Below are 19,798 nucleotides of genomic sequence, written 5' to 3'. Positions count from 1 at the left end.
CAGGAACAAACCCAGATGAATACCGCCGTGAACGTCAACGTCGTGCATGAGTCCGAAGCCCAGCGCCAACACGCCCGGGTGCGCATCCCTGCCAAGCTGCGCTTCCTCGACAAAGAGCGCCAGGCCCACGATGTGAAGGTCGACGACCTCTCCGCCGGTGGCCTGAGCTTCCACACCAAACAGCCACTGTCGGTCGGTGAAGTGCTGCGCGGTCGCCTGCAGTTCACGGTCGACAACCTCGGCCTGTCGATGGACATCGAATTCCAGGTACGCGGCTATAACAGCGGCAGCGGCCGTACCGGCGCGCAGTTCCAGAACCTCGAACCTCGCGACATCGCCACCCTGCGCCACATCATCACCACCCACCTGTCGGGTGAGCTGATCACTGTCGGCGACGTGCTCAGCACCCTGCAGCGCGACAACTTCACCAAGGCCCGCAAACAGAAGGACGGCGGCTCCGGCCTGTCTGCCTTCGGCCGCCTCAAGGCCGTGACCGTGACCCTCGGCGTGTTCGTGGTCGGCGTGGCCGCGTTCGGCTTCGTCGCCAAGTCGCTGTACGGCATGTACTTCGTCAGCCATGCCGAAGCCGGCGTGGTCGCCGTGCCGACCACTACCGTCACCATGCCGCGCGACGGTACCGTCAACAGCCTGGCCGAAACCGGTGGGCAGATCGTCAAGGGCGCGCCGCTGGCCAGCTTCTCCACCAGCATGCTGGACATGCTCAAGGGCAACCTGGACGACTCGCAACTGGAGCCGGCAAAAATCGAAGAGCTGTTCGGCAAGCAGCTCTCCGGCACCCTCACCAGCCCTTGCGATTGCGTGGTCGCCCGCCAACTGGTGGACGACGGCCAGTACGCCGCCAAGGGCCAGCCGATCTTCCAGCTGGTGCCGCGCACTACCACCCCGATGGTCGAGGCACGCTTCAGCTACCGCCAGTTCGACGAGGTCAAGCCAGGCACCCGGGTCAACTTCCAGGTGGCCGGCGAAGACGACGTGCGCACCGGCCAGATCGTCAGCAGCGCCAGTCTCAACAGCGATGACCTGGCCTCCGACATCCGCGTGCAGATCAAGCCCGACAGCGCCATGCCGGCCGAACTCGCCGGCCGCCCGGCTGCGGTCAACAGCGACCGTGGCCCTTCGCTGAACTGGCTGATCGACAAAGCCGTGGCCCGTGGTCTGTAAGAGGATCCCGTGATGATTACCCATAAGAAAAGCGCAAGCCTGGGCCTCTGTGCCCTGGCTGCGGCGGTCGCCCTGGCCGGCTGTGCGGGCCTGCCCGACCAGCGCCTGGCCAACGAAGCCCTCAAGCGCGGTGACACCGCGCTGGCCGAGCGCAACTACAAGGCCCTGGCCGACCTGGGTTACAGCGACGCGCAAGTGGGCCTGGCCGACATCAAGGTGGCCACTCGTGACCCGGCAAAAATCCGTGAAGCCGAAGCCACCTACCGCGCTGCCGCCGCCACCTCGCCGCGTGCCCAGGCACGCCTCGGCCGCCTGCTGGTGGCCAAGCCGGATAGCACACAGGCCGAGCGCGAGGAAGCCGAAACCCTGCTCAAGCTCGCCGCCAAGCAAGGTGAAGGCAATACCCTGATCCCGCTGGCGATGCTCTACCTGACCTACCCGCAGAGCTTCCCCAAGGTCAACGCCCAGCAGCAGATCGACCAGTGGCGCGCCGCCGGCAACCCGGAAGCGGGCCTGGCCCAGGTGCTGCTGTACCGCACCCAGGGCACCTACGACCAGCACCTGGCCGACGTCGAGAAAATCTGCAAGGCCGCGCTGAACACCACCGACATCTGCTACGTCGAGCTGGCCACCGTGTACCAGAAGCGCGGCCAGGCCGATCAGCAGGCCGCCCTGCTCGGCCAGCTCAAGTCCGCCTATGCCCGTGGCGCGGTGCCGGCCACCCGGGTCGACAGCGTCGCCCGTGTGCTGGCTGACCGTAGCCTCGGCCAGACCGACGAAAAAACCGCCAAGGACCTGCTCGAACAGGTCGCCCCGGCCAACCCGGCGTCCTGGGTCAGCCTGGCGCAGCTGCTGTACGACTTCCCCGAGCTGGGCGACAACGACCAGCTGATGGCCTACATCGACAAGGGCCGCGAAGCCGAACAGCCACGCGCTGAGCTGCTGCTGGGCCGCCTGTACTACGAAGGCAAGACCTTGCCCGCCGATGCGGTCAAGGCAGAGCAACACCTGCAGGCCGCCGCCGACGCTGGCGAAGTCAGCGCCCATTACTACCTCGGCCAGCTGTACCGCCGCGGCTACCTGGGCAAGGTCGAGCCGCAGAAGGCCGTCGACCATCTGCTCGCCGCCGCCCGTGGCGGCCAGAACAGCGCCGACTACGCCCTCGCCCAGCTGTTCAGCGAAGGCCATGGCATCCGCCCGCAACCGGGCAATGCCTGGGTGTTCGCCCAGCTGTCCCAGGCCAACCCGACGCCACAGTCCAGTGAAATGCTGCAACAGCTTGATCAACAACTCTCGCCTGACCAGCGCAGCCAGGCGCAGACCCTGCTGGCGCAGGAAAAGCAGGCCCGCGGCAGCATGGTTCAGGGGGCCAACAGCACCCTGGCCCTCGAAGCCCTGCAAGACGACGAAAAAGAAGTGGAAGGTGAGGACTCGCTATGACGCTCAATCCATTCGTGAAAGCCGGTATCGGCCTGAGCTTCGCCCTGCTGTGGTCCTGCCCGACCCTGGCTGACATGACCGCCCAGAAGAATTTCGGCCTGGATGTGAAGATCACCGGCCAGTCGGAAGACGACCGTGACCTCGGCACCCGCTCCGGCGGTGACGTCAACGGCCTGGGCCTCGACCTGCGCCCGTGGGTGTACGGCGAGCGCGGCAACTGGAGCGCCTACGCCATGGGCCAGGCGGTTGCGGCCACCGACACCATCGAAACCGATACCCTGCGCCAGAACGACGACGGCACCACCACCGACACTGGCGACGACAGCCGCAAGCCCGACAAGAGCTACCTGGCCATGCGCGAGTTCTGGGTCGGCTACAGCGGCCTCACCGCCTACCCGGGCGAGCAGTTGCGCCTGGGCCGCCAGCGCCTGCGCAGCGACGACGGCATGTGGCGCGACACCAACATCGAAGCGCTGAACTGGACCTTCGACACCACCTTGCTCAAGGCCGATCTGGGCGTGGCCCAGCGCTTCAGCGAATACCGCACCGACCTCACCGAGCTGGCGCCGGAAGACAAGGACCGCACGCACATCTACGGTAACGTCGCCACGCAGTGGACCCCTGGCCACTGGGTCGGTGTACGCGCCCACCATACCCATGACAGCGGCAGCCTGAAGAACCCGGGCGAGACCGTCGACGCGCTGGACAAGACCCGCACCGGCGACCTCACCTGGCTGGGCCTTGAAGCCAACAGCGACGCCTACAACTGGCGCAACGACCACACCGTCAACTACTGGGGCAGCATGACCTGGCTGACCGGCAACCGCGACAAGCTCAGCACCCAGCTGGTGGGTGACGACCAGGTCGCCACCGGCAAACAGAGCGGCGACGTCAATGCCTGGGCCACCGACCTCGGCATCCGCCTGCGCCTGGACCCGCAATGGCAGGTCGGTGCGGCCTACGCGCGCGGCAGCGGCGGCGGTGGCGACGACGGTTCGAACAACTTCGAGCAGACCGGCCTTGAGAGCAACCGCTCCAACTTCACCGGCACCCGCTCGCGCGTACACCGCTTCGGCGAAGCCTTCCGCGGCGAGCTGGGCAACCTGCAGGCGGCCACCCTGTTCGCCTCCTGGCAGCTGCGCGACGACTACGACGCCAGCCTGATCTACCACAAGTTCTGGCGTGTCGATGGCCACCAGAACATTGGCTCCAGCGGCATCAACGCGGCGGTCGACGACAACGGCGTGAACCGCCAGCTGGTCGACGGCGAAAAAGACCTCGGCCAGGAAATGGACGTGGTCGTCACCAAGTACTTCAAGCAAGGCCTGCTGCCGGCCTCGATGAGCCAGGCGATCGACGAGCCTTCTGCCCTGGTACGCCTGCGTGCCGGTGTGTTCAAGCCGGGCGATGCCTACGGCAAGGAAGCGGACTCGTACATGCACCGCGCCTTCGTCGACGTGATCTGGCGCTTCTGAGGCCGGGAGACCCCTGATGAACCTTCACCCGCACATCCGTCACAGCCTCCTGGCCAGCGCTTTGCTGCTGGCCAGCGGCTTGGCTACCGCCGCTGAGCCCCAGGTGATCGCCAAGGAGCTGCAGCAGGCCAAGACCTACACCGTGGCCAGCGCACCGATCGAGCCGCTGCAGATGGACCCGCCGAAACTGCCCGACCTGAGCGGCTACACCGCCGCAGCGGTGCAGAAGAAGATCGACCGCCGTCACAAGGGCAAGGTCAGCGTGCGCCGCATGTTCCAGGAGGACACCCTCAAGGAATTCGTCGGCGGCGACAACAAGGCCGCCGAGTGGGTGCAGCGCCAGCATGGCATTCCCCAGGCGATCTTCATCGACGACGGCCATGTCGACCTGGTCGAGCTGAGCAAGAAGGTGCCCAAGCAGTACCTCAGCGAAGTCGAACCAGGCGTGTACCTGGCGCGCCTGCCGATCGTGGTCGGGCAGAAGGGCATTCTCGAGATCGATGGCAAGGTCAAGCAGCTGCGCCTGTCCCAGGAAGGCGGCGCGTTCCTGGTCAACGACGGCAAGCTGTTCGTCACGGACACCCAGGTGACGGGCTGGCGCGAGAAGGACAACGGCCCGGCGACCTTCCGCTCGCCCAAGGAATTTCGCCCGTTCCTGCTGTCGTGGGGCGGTACCGAGACCTACATCGTCAACACCAAGATGGCCAGCTTCGGCTATGCCAAGTCCAAGTCGTACGGCGTGAGCATCTCGCAGTACACGCCGAACATGTCCCAGCGCATGGGCCGCCCGGAACCGACCGGCTGGATCATCGGCTCGACGTTCAGCGACATGTGGTACGGCTTCTACTGCTACGAGACTTCCGACTTCGTGGTCAAGGACAACACCTACCACGACAACATCGTCTACGGCATCGACCCGCACGACCGTTCGCACCGCCTGATCATCGCCGGCAACACCGTGTACGGCACCAAGAAGAAGCACGGCATCATCGTTTCCCGCGAGGTCAACGACAGCTGGATCATCAACAACAAGAGCTACGACAACAAGCTCTCGGGCGTGGTGATCGACCGTAACAGCGTCAACAACCTGGTGGCCTACAACGAGATCTACCGCAACCACACCGACGGCATCACCTTGTACGAGAGCGGTGACAACCTGATCTGGGGCAACAAGCTGATCAACAACCGTCGCCACGGCATCCGCGTGCGCAACAGCGTGAACATCCGCCTGTACGAGAACATCGCCATGGCCAACGGCCTGGTTGGCGTGTACGGGCACATCAAGGACTTGTCCGACACAGACCGCGACATTGCCCTCGACCCGTTCGACACCAAGGTGTCGCTGATCGTGGTCGGTGGCGAGCTGGCGGCCAACGGTTCCGGCCCGCTGTCGATCGACTCGCCGCTGTCGGTCGAGCTGTACAAGGTGTCCATGCTTGCCCCACGCAAGGCCAACGGCATCAGCCTCAATGGCGTACTGGGCGAGCGCCAGGACGAAATCCTCGACCTGCTGGTGCGCCAGCAGAAGGCCGTGCTGATCGACCCGGTCGAACGCCAGACCGAAATGATCGATTAAGGAAGCCCAGACCATGACTCCACACCTGATGAAACTGCTGGGCCTGTCCGCCGCCCTCCTGGCCATCAGCCAGGGCGTGCGCGCCGATGACGTGAAGGCCCCGACCTTCACCGCCGAGCCTTGCTGCCAGTTGTGCCCCGAGGCGCATGACGCCAGCCGCTACACCACCCGCTACCAGCAGAACTTCACCACGCTGGTACAGGCCCAGGGCGACTGGCTGTTCCGGACTCGCGAAGACCTGCGCACCGAGTTCAACACCACCCCGGCCGGCTACAAGCGCCTGCAGCAGGTGCACGACGCGTTCAAGAAGCGCGGCGTGGAGCTGGTGGTGGTCTACCAGCCGACCCGTGGCCTGGTGAACCGCAACATGCTCAAGCCCGAAGAGAAAGCCGCCTTCGACTACCAGAAGGCGCTGGGCAACTACCAGGCCATGCTCAAGCGCTTCGCCAGCATGGGCTACAACGTGCCGGACCTGTCGCCGCTGACCAACGAGCAGCTGGCCGCCGCCGACCAGGGCAAGGATTTCTACTTCCGCGGTGACCAGCACTGGACGCCCTACGGCGCCGAGCGCGCGGCCAAGATCGTGGCCGACACCGTGCACAAGATGCCGGCCTTCGAAGGCATCCCGCGCAAGGAATTCGAAACCCACAAGTCCGGGCGCATGGGCAAGACCGGCACCCTGCACAACGTTGCCGGCCAGCTCTGCGGCACCAGCTACGCGGTGCAGTACATGGACCAGTTCGCCACCGAGCCGAAAGGCTCGACCGGCGGTGGCGACGACCTGTTCGGTGACAGCGGCAACGCCCAGATCACCCTGGTCGGTACCAGCCACAGTGGCAAGAACTACAACTTCAGCGGCTTCCTCGAGCAGTACATCGGCGCCGACGTGCTCAACGTCGCCTTCCCCGGTGGCGGCCTGGAAGGCTCGATGATCCAGTACCTGGGCAGCGAGGAATTCCAGAACCACCCGCCGAAGATCCTCATCTGGGAATTCTCACCGCTGTACCGCCTGGACCAAGAGACCATCTGGCGGCAGATCCTCGGCCTGCTCGACGACGGCTGCGATGCGCGCCCGGCGCTGATGAGCGCCAGCACCACGCTCAAGCCTGGCAAGAACGAGCTGATGGTCAACGGCAAGGGCGGCGTGATCAAGGACCTGGTCAACCGCAACCTGCAGATGGACATCAAGTTCGAAGACCCTTCGGTGAAGGTGCTGCAGGCGACCCTGTGGTACCTCAACGGCCGCCACGAGGACATCAAGCTGGAAAAACCGGAAACCTCCGACACCGACGGCCGCTTCGTCTTCCAGATGCGCGAAGACGAGGACTGGGCCAGCCAGAACCTGTTGGCCTTCGAGGTCCAGGGGCCGGAAAGCGGTACCCAGAAAGTCGAGGCCAAGCTCTGCAAACGCAACAACTTCGCCGTGCCCGCGCAGACTGCGCAGGCCGGACAGTGAGGCGATCATGACCCTATTCAAACGAATCTTCAGCCCCGCCCTGCTCACCCTCGCCATGTTCGGCGGTGCCGCCCATGCCGCGCTGGTGCCCCCGCAGGGTTACTACGAGGGCATCGAGAAGCTGAAGACCGGGGACGGCAACTTCCGCTGCGAGCCGGCTCCCAAGCCGTACACCGGCGCGCTGCAGTTCCGCAGCAAGTACGAAGGCTCGGACAAGGCCCGGGCGACGCTCAATGTCGCCTCGGAAAAAGCCTTCCGCAAGTCCACCGAAGACATCACCACGCTCGAGAAGGGCGTGAGCAAGATGGTCGGCCAGTACATGCGCGATGGCCGCCCGGCACAGCTCGACTGCACCCTGGCCTGGCTCGGTAGCTGGGCTCGCGCCGATGCGCTGCTGTCCACCGACTACAACCATACCGGCAAGTCCATGCGCAAATGGGCGCTGGGCAGCATGAGCGGCTCGTGGCTGCGCCTGAAGTTCTCCAACTCGCAGCCGCTGGCCGCGCACCAGGCCGAGGCCGAGCTGATCGAGAAGTGGTTCGCCCGTCTCGCCGAGCAGACCGTGCGCGACTGGAGCGACCTGCCGCTGGCGAAGATCAACAACCACAGCTACTGGGCTGCCTGGTCGGTGATGGCCACCGCCGTGGCCACCGACCGCCGCGACCTGTTCGACTGGGCCGTGAAGGAATACAAGATCGGCGCCAACCAGGTGGACGATCAGGGCTTCCTGCCCAACGAGATCAAGCGCAAGCAGCGCGCCCTGGCCTATCACAACTACGCCCTGCCGCCGCTGGCGATGATCGCCAGCTTCGCCCAGGTCAACGGCGTCGACCTGCGCGCCGAGAACAACTTCGCCCTGCAACGTCTGGGCGAAGGTGTGCTGGCCGGTGCCCGCGACCCAAGCCACTTCAAGGAGCGCGCCGGTGAGAAGCAGGACCTGACCGACCTCAAGGTCGACAGCAAGTACTCCTGGCTCGAGCCCTGGTGTGCGCTCTATCACTGCGTTGGCGACACCCTGCAGCGCAAGCAGCACATGCAGCCTTTCAACAGTTTCAGGCTCGGCGGCGACATGACGCGGGTCTACGACCCGAGTGCGGAAAGCAAGAAATGAATTGAACCCCATGTGGGGTCGGAACCTGTGGGAGCGGGCATCCCCGCTCCCACAGGTAATTAGGTGACCTTCCGGTTTTGCACTGGGGGGTTTGGGGGGCGCTTTGCCCCGGATGCTGTGAACAACAAGGAGAACCGGGATGGTCTTCTCGTCCAACGTGTTCCTGTTCCTGTTCTTGCCGGTCTTCCTCGGCCTGTACTACTTGAGCGGGCAACGCTATCGCAACCTGCTGCTGCTGGTCGCCAGCTACATCTTCTATGCCTGGTGGCGGGTCGACTTCCTCGCCCTGTTCGCCGGCGTGACCCTGTGGAACTACTGGATCGGCCTGAAAGTCGGCGCCGCCGGTGTGCGCACCAAACCGGCCCAGCGCTGGCTGCTGCTGGGCGTCGGCGTGGACCTGGCGATCCTCGGCTACTTCAAGTACGCCAACTTCGGCGTCGACAGCCTCAACGCGATCATCACCTCGTTCGGCCTGGAGCCGTTCATCCTCACCCACGTGCTGCTGCCGATCGGCATTTCGTTCTACATCTTCGAGTCGATCAGCTACATCATCGACGTGTACCGCGGCGACACTCCGGCCACCCGTAACCTGATCGACTTCGCGGCGTTCGTGGCGATCTTCCCGCACCTGATCGCCGGCCCCGTGCTGCGCTTCAAGGACCTGGTCGACCAGTTCAACAACCGCACCCACACCCTGGACAAGTTCTCCGAAGGCTGCACCCGCTTCATGCAGGGCTTCATCAAGAAAGTGTTCATCGCCGACACCCTGGCGGTGGTCGCCGACCATTGCTTCGCCCTGCACAACCCGACCACCGGCGACGCCTGGCTCGGCGCCCTGGCCTACACCGCGCAGCTGTACTTCGACTTCAGCGGCTACAGCGACATGGCCATCGGCCTGGGCCTGATGATGGGCTTCCGCTTCATGGAGAATTTCAAGCAGCCGTACATCAGCCAGTCGATCACCGAGTTCTGGCGGCGCTGGCACATCAGCCTGTCGACCTGGCTGCGCGACTACCTGTACATCACCCTGGGCGGCAACCGCAAAGGCACCTTCAACACCTACCGCAACCTGTTCCTGACCATGCTGCTGGGCGGCCTGTGGCACGGTGCCAACTTCACCTACATCATCTGGGGCGCCTGGCACGGCATGTGGCTGGCGATCGAGCGGGCACTGGGCATCGACACCAACCCGCAGCGCTTCAACCCGGTCAAGTGGGCCTTCACCTTCCTGCTGGTGGTGGTCGGCTGGGTGATCTTCCGTGCCGAAAACCTGCACGTCGCCGCCCGCATGTACGGCGCCATGTTCAGCTTCGGCGAGTGGCAGCTGTCGGAACTCAACCGCGCCCAGCTCACTGGCCTGCAGGTGGCGACCCTGGTGATCGCCTACCTCACCCTGGCGTTCTTCGGCCTGCGCGACTTCTACCGCAACGCAAAACCGACGGCGAACGCCACCCCGGTGCAAGTCAACGCCGACGGCTCGATCGGCCTGGACTGGACCCGGGTGATGACCCGCGCCCTGATCCTGCTGCTGTTCGTGGCCTCGATCCTCAAGCTTTCGGCGCAGAGCTACTCGCCGTTCCTGTACTTCCAGTTCTGAGGTGGATGACATGACCCGGACATTACGCGTCACCTATTCCCTGTCGTTCCTCGGCCTGCTGGTGGGCATGGGCGCCTGGTCCACCGGTGGCTTCGACAGCTTCCACCGTACCGAGCAGATGACCCTGCTCAACGGCAAGCTGGCCAAAGCCGCCGAGACCCACTACGACGACCAGTTCCCGATCAAGCGCCTGGGTACCAACCTCTGGGCCGCACTGGACTTCAAGCTGTTCAACGAAGGCCGCCCAGGCGTGGTGCTGGGCCGTGACCAGTGGCTGTTCAGCGACGAAGAGTTCAAGCCCACCGCCGGCGCCGAACAGCTGATGCAGGACAATCTGGCACTGATCCGTGGCGTGCGCGACACCTTGCAGAAGCACGGCAGCCAGCTGGTGCTCGCGATCATCCCGGCCAAGGCGCGGGTGTATTCCGAGTACATCGGCAAGGAGCAACCGGCCAGCCTGCATGACGACCTGTACAACCGGTTCCACGCCCAGGCGCGCCAGGCCAACGTGTTCGCCCCCGATCTGATGGCAGCACTGGAACAGGCCAAGGCCCGTGGCCAGGTGTTCCTGCGCACCGACACCCACTGGACGCCAATGGGCGCCGAAGTGGTGGCGCAGGCACTGGCCGAAGCGGTCAGCCGCCAGAGCCTGCTCAACGGCGACCCACAGACTTTCATCACCGAAGCCGGCAGCACCGCCCCGTACAAGGGCGACCTGACCAACTTCCTGCCACTGGACCCGCTGTTCAGCAACCTTTTGCCGACCCCGGACAACCTCCAACAACGCACGACCCGACCGGCCGAGGCCGAAGGCGATGGCAACGACGCCCTGTTCGCCGACAACCAGATCCCGGTCGCGCTGGTGGGCACCAGCTACAGCGCCAACCCGCACTGGAACTTCCTCGGTGCGTTGCAACAAGCGCTGCACAGCGACGTCGCCAACTACGCCGAAGACGGCCACGGCCCGCTGCTGCCAATGCTCAAGTACCTGCAGAGCGATGCCTTCAAGAACGCCGCGCCACAAGTGGTGGTGTGGGAATTCCCCGAACGTTATCTGCCCATGACCAACGACCTCAGCAGCTTCGACCCGCAGTGGATCGCGCAACTGAAGAACGCCCGTAAATCCGAAGAAAACCTGGCCTTGTCGTCCACCCGGACGAATCACTGATCGATAGAGAGGAAATGCACATGACTACCAAGACTTCCATTGCCAAAGCCCTCACCCTCGCGGCCGGCCTGTCCCTTGCTTCCATGCAGGCCTTCGCCGGTGCCGACGCCGCGCTGTACGGCCCGAGCGCACCGAAAGGCTCGACCTTCGTGCGCCTGTACAACGCCGCCAGCGCCCCGGCTGCGGCCAGCGTCGGCAACACCCAGATCAAGCAGGTTGGCGCCCAGGCCAGCAGCGACTTCAGCTTCCTGCCGGGCGGTGACTACACCGCCCAGGTCGGCGGCAAGAGCGTGCCGGTGAAGCTGGCCGCGGACAAGTACTACACCTTGGTCAACAGCACCAGCGGCAACCCGCAGCTGATCGAAGAACCACCATTCAAGAACAAGCAGAAAGCCCTGGTGCGTGTGCAGAACCTCAGCGACCAGGCAGTGACCCTGAAGACCGCCGACGGCAAGACCGAAGTGGTGCCGTCGGTGGCCACCAAGGGCCGTGGCGAGCGTGAAATCAATCCGGTCAAGGTCAACCTGGCCTTGTTCGAAGGCAACAAGAAAGTCAGCGACCTGAAACCGGTCGCCCTGGAGCGTGGCGAAGCGGCCGTGCTGTACGTAACGGGTTCCGGCAGCAACTTGTCGCCGGTGTGGGTAACTCGCCCCGTGGCTAGCAACTGATCCCCCTGCCTCATAACGACTATTGGAGAAACATGATGATCCCGGTAATTCTTTCTGGTGGTAGCGGTTCCCGTCTGTGGCCTCTGTCGCGCAAGCAGTTCCCCAAGCAGTTCCTGGCACTGACCGGTGAACACACCCTGTTCCAGCAGACCCTCGAGCGCCTGCGCTTCGAGGGCATGGACACCCCGATCGTGGTCTGCAACAAGGACCACAAGTTCATCGTTCAGGAGCAACTCGCGGCCCTGAAACTGGAAACCCAGGGCATCCTGATGGAACCGTTCGGTCGCAACACCGCGCCAGCGGTGGCGATGACGGCCATGAAACTGGTCAACGAAGGCCGTGACGACTTGATGCTGGTGCTGCCCGCCGACCACGTGATCGACGACCAGAAAGCCCTGCAACGAGCCCTGGCCCTGGCCACCGTGGTCGCTGAGCGTGGCGAAATGGTGTTGTTCGGCGTGCCAGCGACCAAACCGGAAACCGGCTACGGTTACATCCGTTCCAGCCAGGACTCACTGCTGCCCGAGGGCGTGGCCCGGGTCGCCCAGTTCGTCGAGAAGCCCGACGAAAAACGCGCCGCCGAGTTCGTCGCCGCCGGTGGTTATTTCTGGAACAGCGGCATGTTCCTGTTCCGCGCCAGCCGCTTCCTCGAAGAACTGAAAAAGCACGACTCCGACATCTACGATACCTGCCTGCTGGCCCTGGAACGCAGCCAGGAAGATGGCGACGTACTGAGCATCGACGAAGCCACCTTTGCCTGCTGCCCGGACAACTCCATCGACTACGCGGTGATGGAGAAGACCCAGCGCGCCTGCGTGGTGCCGATGTCGGCCGGCTGGAGCGATGTGGGCTGCTGGTCGTCGCTGTGGGAAGTGCACGACAAGGACCCAGACGGCAACGTCACCAAGGGCGACGTGGTGGTGCAGGACAGCCGCAACTGCATGATCCACGGCAATGGCAAGCTGGTGTCGGTGATCGGCCTGGAGAACATCGTCGTGGTCGAGACCAAGGACGCGATGATGATTGCCCACAAGGACAAGGTCCAGGGCGTCAAGCAGATGGTCAAGACCCTCGATGAACAGGGCCGCAGCGAAACCCAGAACCACCTGGAAGTGTATCGCCCGTGGGGCTCCTACGACTCGGTGGACATGGGCGGCCGCTTCCAGGTCAAGCACATCACCGTCAAGCCGGGCGCCAGCCTCTCGCTGCAGATGCACCACCACCGCGCCGAGCACTGGATCGTGGTATCCGGCACCGCCGAGGTGACTTGCGACGAAAACGTGTTCCTGCTCACCGAGAACCAGTCGACCTACATCCCGATCGCCTCGATCCACCGCCTGCGCAACCCGGGCAAGATCCCGCTGGAGATCATCGAGGTGCAGTCCGGCAGCTACCTGGGCGAGGATGACATCGAGCGCTTCGAGGATGTGTATGGGCGCACGTCCACGCCGATCGAGCGCGGCGTATCGGTGAAGACCATCGCACAGTAAGCAATACTCAAGGGGCCGCCAATGCGGCCCCTTACTTTTGAGGCCGGTCCGATTTGGCGCTACGATGGTCAGACCTGCGCAACCAAGGTCTGCCTGCCCCATGATCATCGGTGCCTTTCTCATCCTCACCTGGCTGGTGCTGCTGTTGCGCTACCCGGCCAAGGCCTTGCCGATCACCCTCGCCGCCTTCTGTGGCCTCGGCCTCGTGGCATCGTTCGTCATCTGGCAGGACAGCCGCGAAACCTCGCAACTGGCACGCCTGGAACTGCGCCTTACCTATGCTCCCGAACACTGCCCTGCCGACCGAGCGCTGCAAGTGCGCATGAAAAACGGCAACCAGGCGCCACTGACCGAACTGCGCTGGCGCGTGGCGGCGTATGCGCCGGGCGATACCGTGAACCTGGCGGAAAACACCTACAGCGCACCGCGCTACCGTGGCCCGGGTGAACTGCAGCCGGGGGCCGAGTGGAAAGACTGCTTGCCTCTGCCACCACTGCGCTCGGGATACCGCCCACAGACATTGGAATTCCGTGCCGAGCATCTGCAAGGTACATTTGCCAACTAATCCAGCGCCTGTTCCGGCCCTTTCGCGGGTAAACCCGCTCCCACAGGTATAGCGCTGCCCTCAGGCTCGGCGATATCCCTGTGGGAGCGGGTTTACCCGCGAAGAGGCCGGCACAGGTTAACAAACCCCACCTGCAAAACAGGCCTCAAACATGCCCACCGTCCTGATCACCGGTTGTTCCAGCGGCATCGGCCGCGCCCTGGCCGACGCCTTCCGCGATGCCGGCCATCACGTCTGGGCCACCGCCCGCAAAGCTGAGGATGTCGAGCGCCTGAACGCCGCCGGCTTCATCGCCCGGCAACTGGATGTGAACGACAGCGAGGCCTTGGCTCGTCTGGCCGAAGAGCTTGAAACCCTCGACATCCTGATCAACAACGCCGGCTACGGCGCCATGGGGCCGTTGCTCGACGGCGGCGTCGATGCCCTGCGTCAACAGTTCGAGACCAACGTTTTCGCCGTGGTTGGCGTCACCCGCGCACTGTTCCCGCTGCTGCGTCGCGCACGCGGCCTGGTAGTGAATATCGGCAGTGTCTCGGGGGTGCTGGTCACGCCGTTCGCCGGGGCCTACTGCGCGTCCAAGGCTGCCGTGCATGCCTTGAGCGATGCCCTGCGCCTGGAGCTGGCGCCGTTCGGAATTCAGGTGATGGAAGTGCAGCCTGGGGCGATTGCCTCGCAGTTCGCCAGCAATGCCCAGCGCCAGGCCGATGAGGTGTTGGCGGCGGATTCGGCGTGGTGGCCGCTGCGCGAGCATGTACAGGCTCGGGCGCGGGCGTCGCAGGACAAGCCGACCTCGGCGGCTGAATTTGCCCAGGGGGTGTTGGCGGCAGTTGGCAAATCATCGGTGCCGGGTGTGGTGCGGTTGGGCAATGGCAGCACGGCGTTGCCGCTGATGGCCCGCTTGCTGCCGCGGCGGTTGCTGGATTGGGCACTGCGCAAGCGCTTCGGGCTACTGCGCCCGCTCTGAACATCCCATTGCCTATACTGGCCTTTCGCGGCTAAAGCCGCTCCTGCAGGTACGGTGCCGCCCTCGGGCTCGGTGCTATTCCTGTAGGAGCAGCTTTAGCCGCGAAGGGCCGGTACAGGCAGCAGAGGATTAGGCGATGGACCGCAGCACCCCGCCATCCACCCGCAAGGCAGCCCCGGTGGTGGCACTGGCCTGCATCGACGCCAGATACACCACCATGTTCGCCACCTCTTCGACCGTCGCCAGCCGCTTGATCAGCGAAGTCGGCCGATGCTCAGCGAGGAAATTGGCCTCCAGCTCATCGGTGGAAACCCCCTGCTCCTGCGCCAGCTTGGCAAAGAAGTCGCCCACGCCTTCCGAGCGGGTCGGCCCTGGCAGCACTGAGTTCACGGTCACCCCGGTACCGGCCAAGGTCTCGGCCAAACCACGGGAAACCGCCAGCAGTGCCGTCTTGGTCATGCCGTAATGAATCATCTCTGTCGGGATCTGCAACGCCGACTCGCTGGACAGGAAGACCACCCGCCCCCACTTGCGCTCGGCCATACCCTGGGCGTAATGGCGCGACAGGCGCACGGCGCTGAGCACGTTGACGTCGAAGAAGCGCTGCCAGTCGGCATCGTCGATCTCAAAGAATGGCTTGGGCTCGAAGATACCGAGGTTGTTGACCAGGATGTCGGTATGCGGCACCTGATCGAACAGCTGCTGCGCGCCCTCCATCGTGCTCAAATCGGCAGCGATGCCGATAATGCGCGCTTGCGGCAAATGCTCGCGCACGGCCTTTAGGGCCTCATCGACACGGGCCTGGGTGCGGCCGTTCAGTACCACTTCGGCGCCCGCCCCGGCCAGGCCGATGGCGATGGCCAGGCCAATGCCCGCGGTAGAGCCGCTGACGATGGCGCGCTTGCCGTTCAAGGAAATTTGCATCTGTGCTCCCTCTCTAGCTGTGAGAATGCTGTGGCTGCTCATCGAATGCCTGCCAGCCACCGCCCAAGGCCTTGTACAGCCCCACCAGCGCCTGCGACACCGCGGCAGAACTGTCGATCCACTGCTCTTCGCTGGCCAGCAAGGCACCCTGCACGGTCAGCACGTTGAGAAAATCCACCGCCCCTTCCACATACTGGCGCTGGGCGGTTTCCAGGGCGATGCGGTTCTGTCGCACCGCTTCGGCCAAGTGGTCGCGACGCAACTGGCTGGCGTTGTAAAGGCGTAGCACATCGTCGATTTCGTGCCAGGCGCCGAGCACCACCTTGCGGTAGTTCAGCGCTGCCTCCTGCTGCTGCGCCTCGCGCAGCTCCAAGGTGCCCTTGAGCCGGCCGCCCTCGAAAATCGGCAGCGACAGCTGCGGGCCGAATGCAAAGCGATGCGAATCCCAGCCGCCGAAATCGGCCAGTTGCATGGCCTGGAAGCCGACGTTGCCTGACAGGCGGATGCTTGGATAGAAGTCAGCCTTGGCGACACCAATACTCGCGGTGGCGGCATGCAGGCGCGCTTCGGCCTGGCGAATGTCCGGGCGCCGCTCGGCCAGCTCGGACGGCAAGCCGATAGCGAACTTCTGCTGCGGCGCCGGCAGCTCACCACCCTGCAGCAACTCGGCCTGCAAGCTGCGCGGCGGTTCGGCGGCAAGCAGGCTGAGGGCGTTGATCAGGTCGTCGCGCCGGGCTTCAAGGCTTGGCAAGCGCGCCTCGATGGACGCCACCTGGGCGCTGGCCTGGGCCACGTCGAGACGGGTGGCGACACCTTCGGCCTGGCGATCCTGGGAAAGCTTCAGGCTGTGCTCGGCGACCTTGAGGTTGTCGCGAGTCACGTCCAGGGTGTGCTGCACGGCACGCAGCTGAATGTAGTTGCCAGCGGTTTCCGAGAGCAGCGCCAGCAGCACGCCGCGGCGGTCGTTCTCGGCCACTTCGACCGTGGCATCGGCCGCCTCCACCTGGCGACGCACGCGGCCCCACAAATCCAGCTCCCAACCCGCCACCAAATCGCCCTGCCAAAGGTTGAAGGCCTCTTTGCCCGCCTTGCCGGAGGGATCGCTCAGGCCTACGGCACTGTTGCGAGCGCGGCTGTAGCCAGCGTTGACGTCCACCGACGGTGATTCATCGGCTGCCACCGTGCTGCGCAGGGCACGGCTTTGCAGCAGGCGGGCACTGGCCATCTGCAGGTCGAGGTTGTTGTCGGCCACGCGCTGGATCATTGCGCTCAGGCGGGCATCATGAAAGGTTTCCCACCAGCGCAGTTCCAGCGGTTCGGCTTGTGGCTGGCTGGCAGCCGCCTCGCCTTGCAGCGCCGCCCATTGCTGTGGCGCCTTGCTCTCCGGACGCTGGAAGTCCGGCCCGAGCGTGCAGCCGGCCATCAGCACGGCCAGCAACAGCGGGCTCAAGCGTACGGCAGGCTTCATCGGGCACTCACCTCTTTGCCCGCCAGCTGGTCGCCGTGGGTGTCGATGGTCGCTTCTACCGACATGCCCACACGCAGGCGCTCGAGCAGTGGCTGGCCGTCATCGAAGACGATCTTCACCGGAATGCGTTGCACCACCTTGGTGAAGTTGCCGGTGGCGTTGTCCGGCTTCACCGCAGCGAAGGTCACCCCGGTCGCCGGGGCGATACTTTCGACATGGCCCTTGAGGGTTTCACCGGAGAAAGTGTCGACGCTGATGCTGACCGGCTGGCCTGGCTGCACATGGGTCAGCTGGGTTTCCTGGAAGTTGCCAACCACGTAGGCATGCTGCAGCGGCACCACCGACAGCAGGCGCGCACCCGGGTTGACGAAAGCGCCAACGCGCAGCGCGCGCTCGCCGACCATGCCGTCGACCGGCGCGGTGATGCGGGTGTAGGACAGGTCCAGCTGGGCCTTCTCCAGGCCGGCTTCGGCCCGCTTCAACTGGCCGTCGGCACTGGCCACCTGGGCCGTGAGGATGTCCACCTGCTTGCGTGTCGCCACCAGCGCCGCTTGGGCGTTGGCTAGCCGGGCACGGGCCTGATCGACCCGGCTGCGTGCCTGCTGAGCGTTCTGCACGGTGCCGGCGCCCTGCTCGGCCAGGCGGCTGTAGCGGTTGACCTCATGGTCGGCAAACGCAGCTTCAGCCTGGGCCGCCGTCACCGCCGCCTGAGCCTGGGCAATCAGTGCAGCCTGGCGCTCCAGGGTGGCGCGGGCATCGGCGCTCTGCGCCTTGGCCACCAGCAGTTGTGCCTGGGCGGCATCCAGCGCAGCCTGGTAATCGCGGGCATCGATGGTCGCCAGCAACTGGCCGGCCTGCACCTGCTGGTTGTCTTCGACCAGCACTTCCTTGATGAAGCCAGCAACCTTGGGGGCGACCACGGTGTAATCGGCGATCACGTAGGCATCATTAGTACGCTGCCGGTGGTCGCTGCCGAACATCCAGGGGCCGACGATGCCAGCCAGCACGGCCACGGCGAGCACCGAGCCGATGAGAAGGGTCTTGCGGTTGTTGGTCATGTTCAGTGTCTCGAATTCATCCAGGGTTCAGGCCACCGCGCGCGGCGGATAGACCCGGGTAGGCACGAAAGGAATCAGGCAGATCAACGCCACGGCAATGCAGGCCATGACCAGGTACAGGTCGGCCGAAGTCAGCACCAGCGCTTGGTCATGAATGCGCCTGGCAAGGCCGGCGGCGTTGTCGTCGATCAGCGGGGCATTGCCCAGGCTGTCCACCAGGTGGTTGGAATGAAAGTGCCGGCGCAGGGTGCCCAAGGCATCCAGCAGGCCACCGGCAATCACGGCGGCCAAGCCTTTGACGGTGTTGAACCAGCTGGAGGCGAACGGCCCTTCCTGCGGGCTCATGCCGTTGGTGGAGAGCATCAGCAGCGGCAACACAGCCATTGGCTGGCCAAATACCTGCAGCAGGTAGAACGGGTAGAAATCGCCACGGATCCACTCGCTGGTCAGCAAGCTGCTACCCACGCACGACACCGCCAGCATGGCCAAGCCGATGGCCAGCACCCAGCGGCAGTCCACCGCACGGATGTTGCACAGCGCCGCAGTCAGCGGCAGCGCGATCAGCTGCGGCATGGCCACCAGCATCATCAGCGGGCTGGTCTGCGCCGGGCGGTAGCCCTGGATCTGAGCCAGGTACGCCGATGGAATGCTGCCCACGCCGGACAACACGATCAGCACCCCGGCCAGGGTCACCAGGGCGAAGCTGAGGTTGCGCCGCTGCAGCATGCGCAGCTGGAAGAACGGCAGCGGCTCGGACCATTCGTTGTACATGAACAGCACCAGCAGCAGCACGCCACCGCCGAGCAACCAGCAGATCAGCGGCGAATTGAACCAGCCCCAGCGGTCGCCCAGCGACAGGCCGAGGACGATGCAACTGATGGCCGGCAGGCCGAGCAACACGCCGCGCCAGTCGAACTGCTTGAAACGCTCCAGGCGCAGCGGGTCCTGCGGCAGACCCCAGCCGACGCAGAACATGGCCAGTGCCGAGGGCAGGATGATCTGCCAGAACGCCCACTGCCAGCCGACGTACTCGGTCCACAGGCCAGCCAGCGGCGTGCCGAGGTTGGGCCCGAAGGTGGCGGTCAGGGCGTAGCAGGCCAGGCCATAGACCTTGATGCCAGGTGGCAAAAAACGTAGCGCCACGCTCATCAGCATCGGCGGCAAGGCGCCCGAGGCGAAGCCCTGAAGCACGCGCAGCAGCATCAGGCTGTGCAGGTTGGGGGCGAACGGTTGCAGCAACCCGAGCACGGCGAACAGGCCGACCGCACTCATGGTGAAGCGGCGCAGGGAAAAGGTGGTAGCCAGCCAAGGTGCGAAGGCCATCGCCGACACCGACGCGGCACTGTACACCGCCAGCAGCCAAGCGCCTTCGTCGGCGCCAATGCCCATGGCGCCGCGAATGTCAGCGAGGGAAATCTTGGTGACCGACTCGTTGAGGCCAGCACACAGTACGGCGAGCAACACACCGAACAGCCCGACCACCACCCGCAGGCCGAACGCCGTCTGCGCAGGCGCGGCCGGCGCGGGGGCGGCGGCAATCGCGGCAGAAGGGGCGGACAGGGAACTCATGGGCAGACATCTCCAGCAACAAATTTGCGACTGGAGCCAGTCTAAGAAGGTCGAATGCTGACGAAAACTGACTTCTTGGCAGGTTTA

At 64.8% G+C, this 19,798-nt stretch carries 16 protein-coding genes; 12 read left to right on the top strand and 4 right to left on the bottom strand.

The features are described 5' to 3' along the window. The first annotated feature begins 15 nt into the window (after positions 1-15). The 12 genes from ACLEJU_RS00550 to ACLEJU_RS00495 all read left to right on the top strand — a co-directional run bounded on the left by ACLEJU_RS00550 (position 16) and on the right by ACLEJU_RS00495 (position 14,692). Positions 16-1,182 carry a PilZ domain-containing protein gene (locus tag ACLEJU_RS00550; protein ID WP_435421672.1) on the top strand — a complete coding sequence of 389 codons (1,167 nt, stop codon included), beginning with the start codon at positions 16-18 and terminating at the stop codon, positions 1,180-1,182. 12 nt (positions 1,183-1,194) lie between these two features. Then, complete coding sequence (gene algK, locus ACLEJU_RS00545) at positions 1,195-2,622, top strand: alginate biosynthesis TPR repeat lipoprotein AlgK (RefSeq protein WP_435421673.1); 1,428 nt, start codon at positions 1,195-1,197, stop codon at positions 2,620-2,622. Further along, the gene (locus tag ACLEJU_RS00540; RefSeq protein ID WP_435421674.1) at positions 2,619-4,097 is read left to right on the top strand and encodes an alginate export family protein; all 1,479 of its coding nucleotides are present in this window, start codon (positions 2,619-2,621) and stop codon (positions 4,095-4,097) included. Before algK ends, ACLEJU_RS00540 begins: the two co-directional genes overlap by 4 nt. Positions 4,098-4,113: 16 nt before the next feature. Then, complete coding sequence (gene algG / locus ACLEJU_RS00535) at positions 4,114-5,673, top strand: mannuronan 5-epimerase AlgG (protein ID WP_435421675.1); 1,560 nt, start codon at positions 4,114-4,116, stop codon at positions 5,671-5,673. Between the two features lie 13 nt (positions 5,674-5,686). Next, the gene (locus ACLEJU_RS00530) at positions 5,687-7,129 is read left to right on the top strand and encodes an alginate O-acetyltransferase (RefSeq protein WP_435421676.1); all 1,443 of its coding nucleotides are present in this window, start codon (positions 5,687-5,689) and stop codon (positions 7,127-7,129) included. Between the two features lie 7 nt (positions 7,130-7,136). Then, positions 7,137-8,240, top strand: coding sequence for a mannuronate-specific alginate lyase (locus tag ACLEJU_RS00525; protein WP_435421677.1), 1,104 nt, complete (start codon positions 7,137-7,139; stop codon positions 8,238-8,240). Positions 8,241-8,379: 139 nt separating this feature from the next. Continuing rightward, positions 8,380-9,837, top strand: coding sequence for an MBOAT family O-acyltransferase (locus ACLEJU_RS00520; protein WP_435421678.1), 1,458 nt, complete (start codon positions 8,380-8,382; stop codon positions 9,835-9,837). Positions 9,838-9,847: 10 nt separating this feature from the next. Continuing rightward, positions 9,848-11,005, top strand: a complete 1,158-nt coding sequence (locus tag ACLEJU_RS00515; RefSeq protein WP_435421679.1) for an alginate O-acetyltransferase — start codon at positions 9,848-9,850, stop codon at positions 11,003-11,005. Positions 11,006-11,025: 20 nt separating this feature from the next. Next, positions 11,026-11,673, top strand: coding sequence for an alginate O-acetyltransferase AlgF (locus tag ACLEJU_RS00510; RefSeq protein ID WP_435421680.1), 648 nt, complete (start codon positions 11,026-11,028; stop codon positions 11,671-11,673). 35 nt (positions 11,674-11,708) lie between these two features. Further along, complete coding sequence (locus ACLEJU_RS00505; protein WP_435421769.1) at positions 11,709-13,163, top strand: mannose-1-phosphate guanylyltransferase/mannose-6-phosphate isomerase; 1,455 nt, start codon at positions 11,709-11,711, stop codon at positions 13,161-13,163. Between the two features lie 100 nt (positions 13,164-13,263). Beyond that, positions 13,264-13,728 carry a multidrug transporter gene (locus tag ACLEJU_RS00500; protein WP_435421681.1) on the top strand — a complete coding sequence of 155 codons (465 nt, stop codon included), beginning with the start codon at positions 13,264-13,266 and terminating at the stop codon, positions 13,726-13,728. 151 nt (positions 13,729-13,879) lie between these two features. After that, complete coding sequence (locus ACLEJU_RS00495) at positions 13,880-14,692, top strand: SDR family oxidoreductase (protein ID WP_435421682.1); 813 nt, start codon at positions 13,880-13,882, stop codon at positions 14,690-14,692. Between the two features lie 129 nt (positions 14,693-14,821). On the opposite strand, the gene ACLEJU_RS00490 is transcribed toward ACLEJU_RS00495, so the two are convergent. From ACLEJU_RS00490 to ACLEJU_RS00475, 4 genes are read right to left on the bottom strand one after another with little or no spacing between them, the layout of a single operon-like run. After that, a complete protein-coding gene (locus ACLEJU_RS00490; protein WP_435421683.1) occupies positions 14,822-15,616 on the bottom strand; it encodes an SDR family NAD(P)-dependent oxidoreductase in 795 nt (264 codons plus the stop codon). A 13-nt stretch (positions 15,617-15,629) separates the two neighbouring features. Next, the gene (locus ACLEJU_RS00485) at positions 15,630-17,084 is read right to left on the bottom strand and encodes an efflux transporter outer membrane subunit (RefSeq protein WP_435421684.1); all 1,455 of its coding nucleotides are present in this window, start codon (positions 17,082-17,084) and stop codon (positions 15,630-15,632) included. Beyond that, positions 17,081-18,142 carry an HlyD family secretion protein gene (locus ACLEJU_RS00480; RefSeq protein WP_435421685.1) on the bottom strand — a complete coding sequence of 354 codons (1,062 nt, stop codon included), beginning with the start codon at positions 18,140-18,142 and terminating at the stop codon, positions 17,081-17,083. Before ACLEJU_RS00480 ends, ACLEJU_RS00485 begins: the two co-directional genes overlap by 4 nt. A 27-nt stretch (positions 18,143-18,169) precedes the next feature. After that, complete coding sequence (locus ACLEJU_RS00475; RefSeq protein WP_435421686.1) at positions 18,170-19,711, bottom strand: MFS transporter; 1,542 nt, start codon at positions 19,709-19,711, stop codon at positions 18,170-18,172. Positions 19,712-19,798 lie beyond the last annotated feature (87 nt).

Origin of the sequence: Pseudomonas sp. SMN11 (assembly GCF_052041945.1) — a bacterium.
Lineage (GTDB): Bacteria > Pseudomonadota > Gammaproteobacteria > Pseudomonadales > Pseudomonadaceae > Aquipseudomonas.
Note: the sequence above shows the minus strand (reverse complement) of the source record. Positions and strands in the feature narration are given on the sequence as shown.

Bases quoted from the DNA above. Each gene is read 5' to 3' on its own strand.
- ACLEJU_RS00550 (WP_435421672.1), top strand. From the start codon at position 16: ATGAATACCGCCGTGAACGTCAACGTCGTGCATGAGTCCGAAGCCCAG.
- algK (WP_435421673.1), top strand. From the start codon at position 1,195: ATGATTACCCATAAGAAAAGCGCAAGCCTGGGCCTCTGTGCCCTGGCT.
- ACLEJU_RS00540 (WP_435421674.1), top strand. From the start codon at position 2,619: ATGACGCTCAATCCATTCGTGAAAGCCGGTATCGGCCTGAGCTTCGCC.
- algG (WP_435421675.1), top strand. From the start codon at position 4,114: ATGAACCTTCACCCGCACATCCGTCACAGCCTCCTGGCCAGCGCTTTG.
- ACLEJU_RS00530 (WP_435421676.1), top strand. From the start codon at position 5,687: ATGACTCCACACCTGATGAAACTGCTGGGCCTGTCCGCCGCCCTCCTG.
- ACLEJU_RS00525 (WP_435421677.1), top strand. From the start codon at position 7,137: ATGACCCTATTCAAACGAATCTTCAGCCCCGCCCTGCTCACCCTCGCC.
- ACLEJU_RS00520 (WP_435421678.1), top strand. From the start codon at position 8,380: ATGGTCTTCTCGTCCAACGTGTTCCTGTTCCTGTTCTTGCCGGTCTTC.
- ACLEJU_RS00515 (WP_435421679.1), top strand. From the start codon at position 9,848: ATGACCCGGACATTACGCGTCACCTATTCCCTGTCGTTCCTCGGCCTG.
- ACLEJU_RS00510 (WP_435421680.1), top strand. From the start codon at position 11,026: ATGACTACCAAGACTTCCATTGCCAAAGCCCTCACCCTCGCGGCCGGC.
- ACLEJU_RS00505 (WP_435421769.1), top strand. From the start codon at position 11,709: ATGATCCCGGTAATTCTTTCTGGTGGTAGCGGTTCCCGTCTGTGGCCT.
- ACLEJU_RS00500 (WP_435421681.1), top strand. From the start codon at position 13,264: ATGATCATCGGTGCCTTTCTCATCCTCACCTGGCTGGTGCTGCTGTTG.
- ACLEJU_RS00495 (WP_435421682.1), top strand. From the start codon at position 13,880: ATGCCCACCGTCCTGATCACCGGTTGTTCCAGCGGCATCGGCCGCGCC.
- ACLEJU_RS00490 (WP_435421683.1), bottom strand. From the start codon at position 15,616: ATGCAAATTTCCTTGAACGGCAAGCGCGCCATCGTCAGCGGCTCTACC.
- ACLEJU_RS00485 (WP_435421684.1), bottom strand. From the start codon at position 17,084: ATGAAGCCTGCCGTACGCTTGAGCCCGCTGTTGCTGGCCGTGCTGATG.
- ACLEJU_RS00480 (WP_435421685.1), bottom strand. From the start codon at position 18,142: ATGACCAACAACCGCAAGACCCTTCTCATCGGCTCGGTGCTCGCCGTG.
- ACLEJU_RS00475 (WP_435421686.1), bottom strand. From the start codon at position 19,711: ATGAGTTCCCTGTCCGCCCCTTCTGCCGCGATTGCCGCCGCCCCCGCG.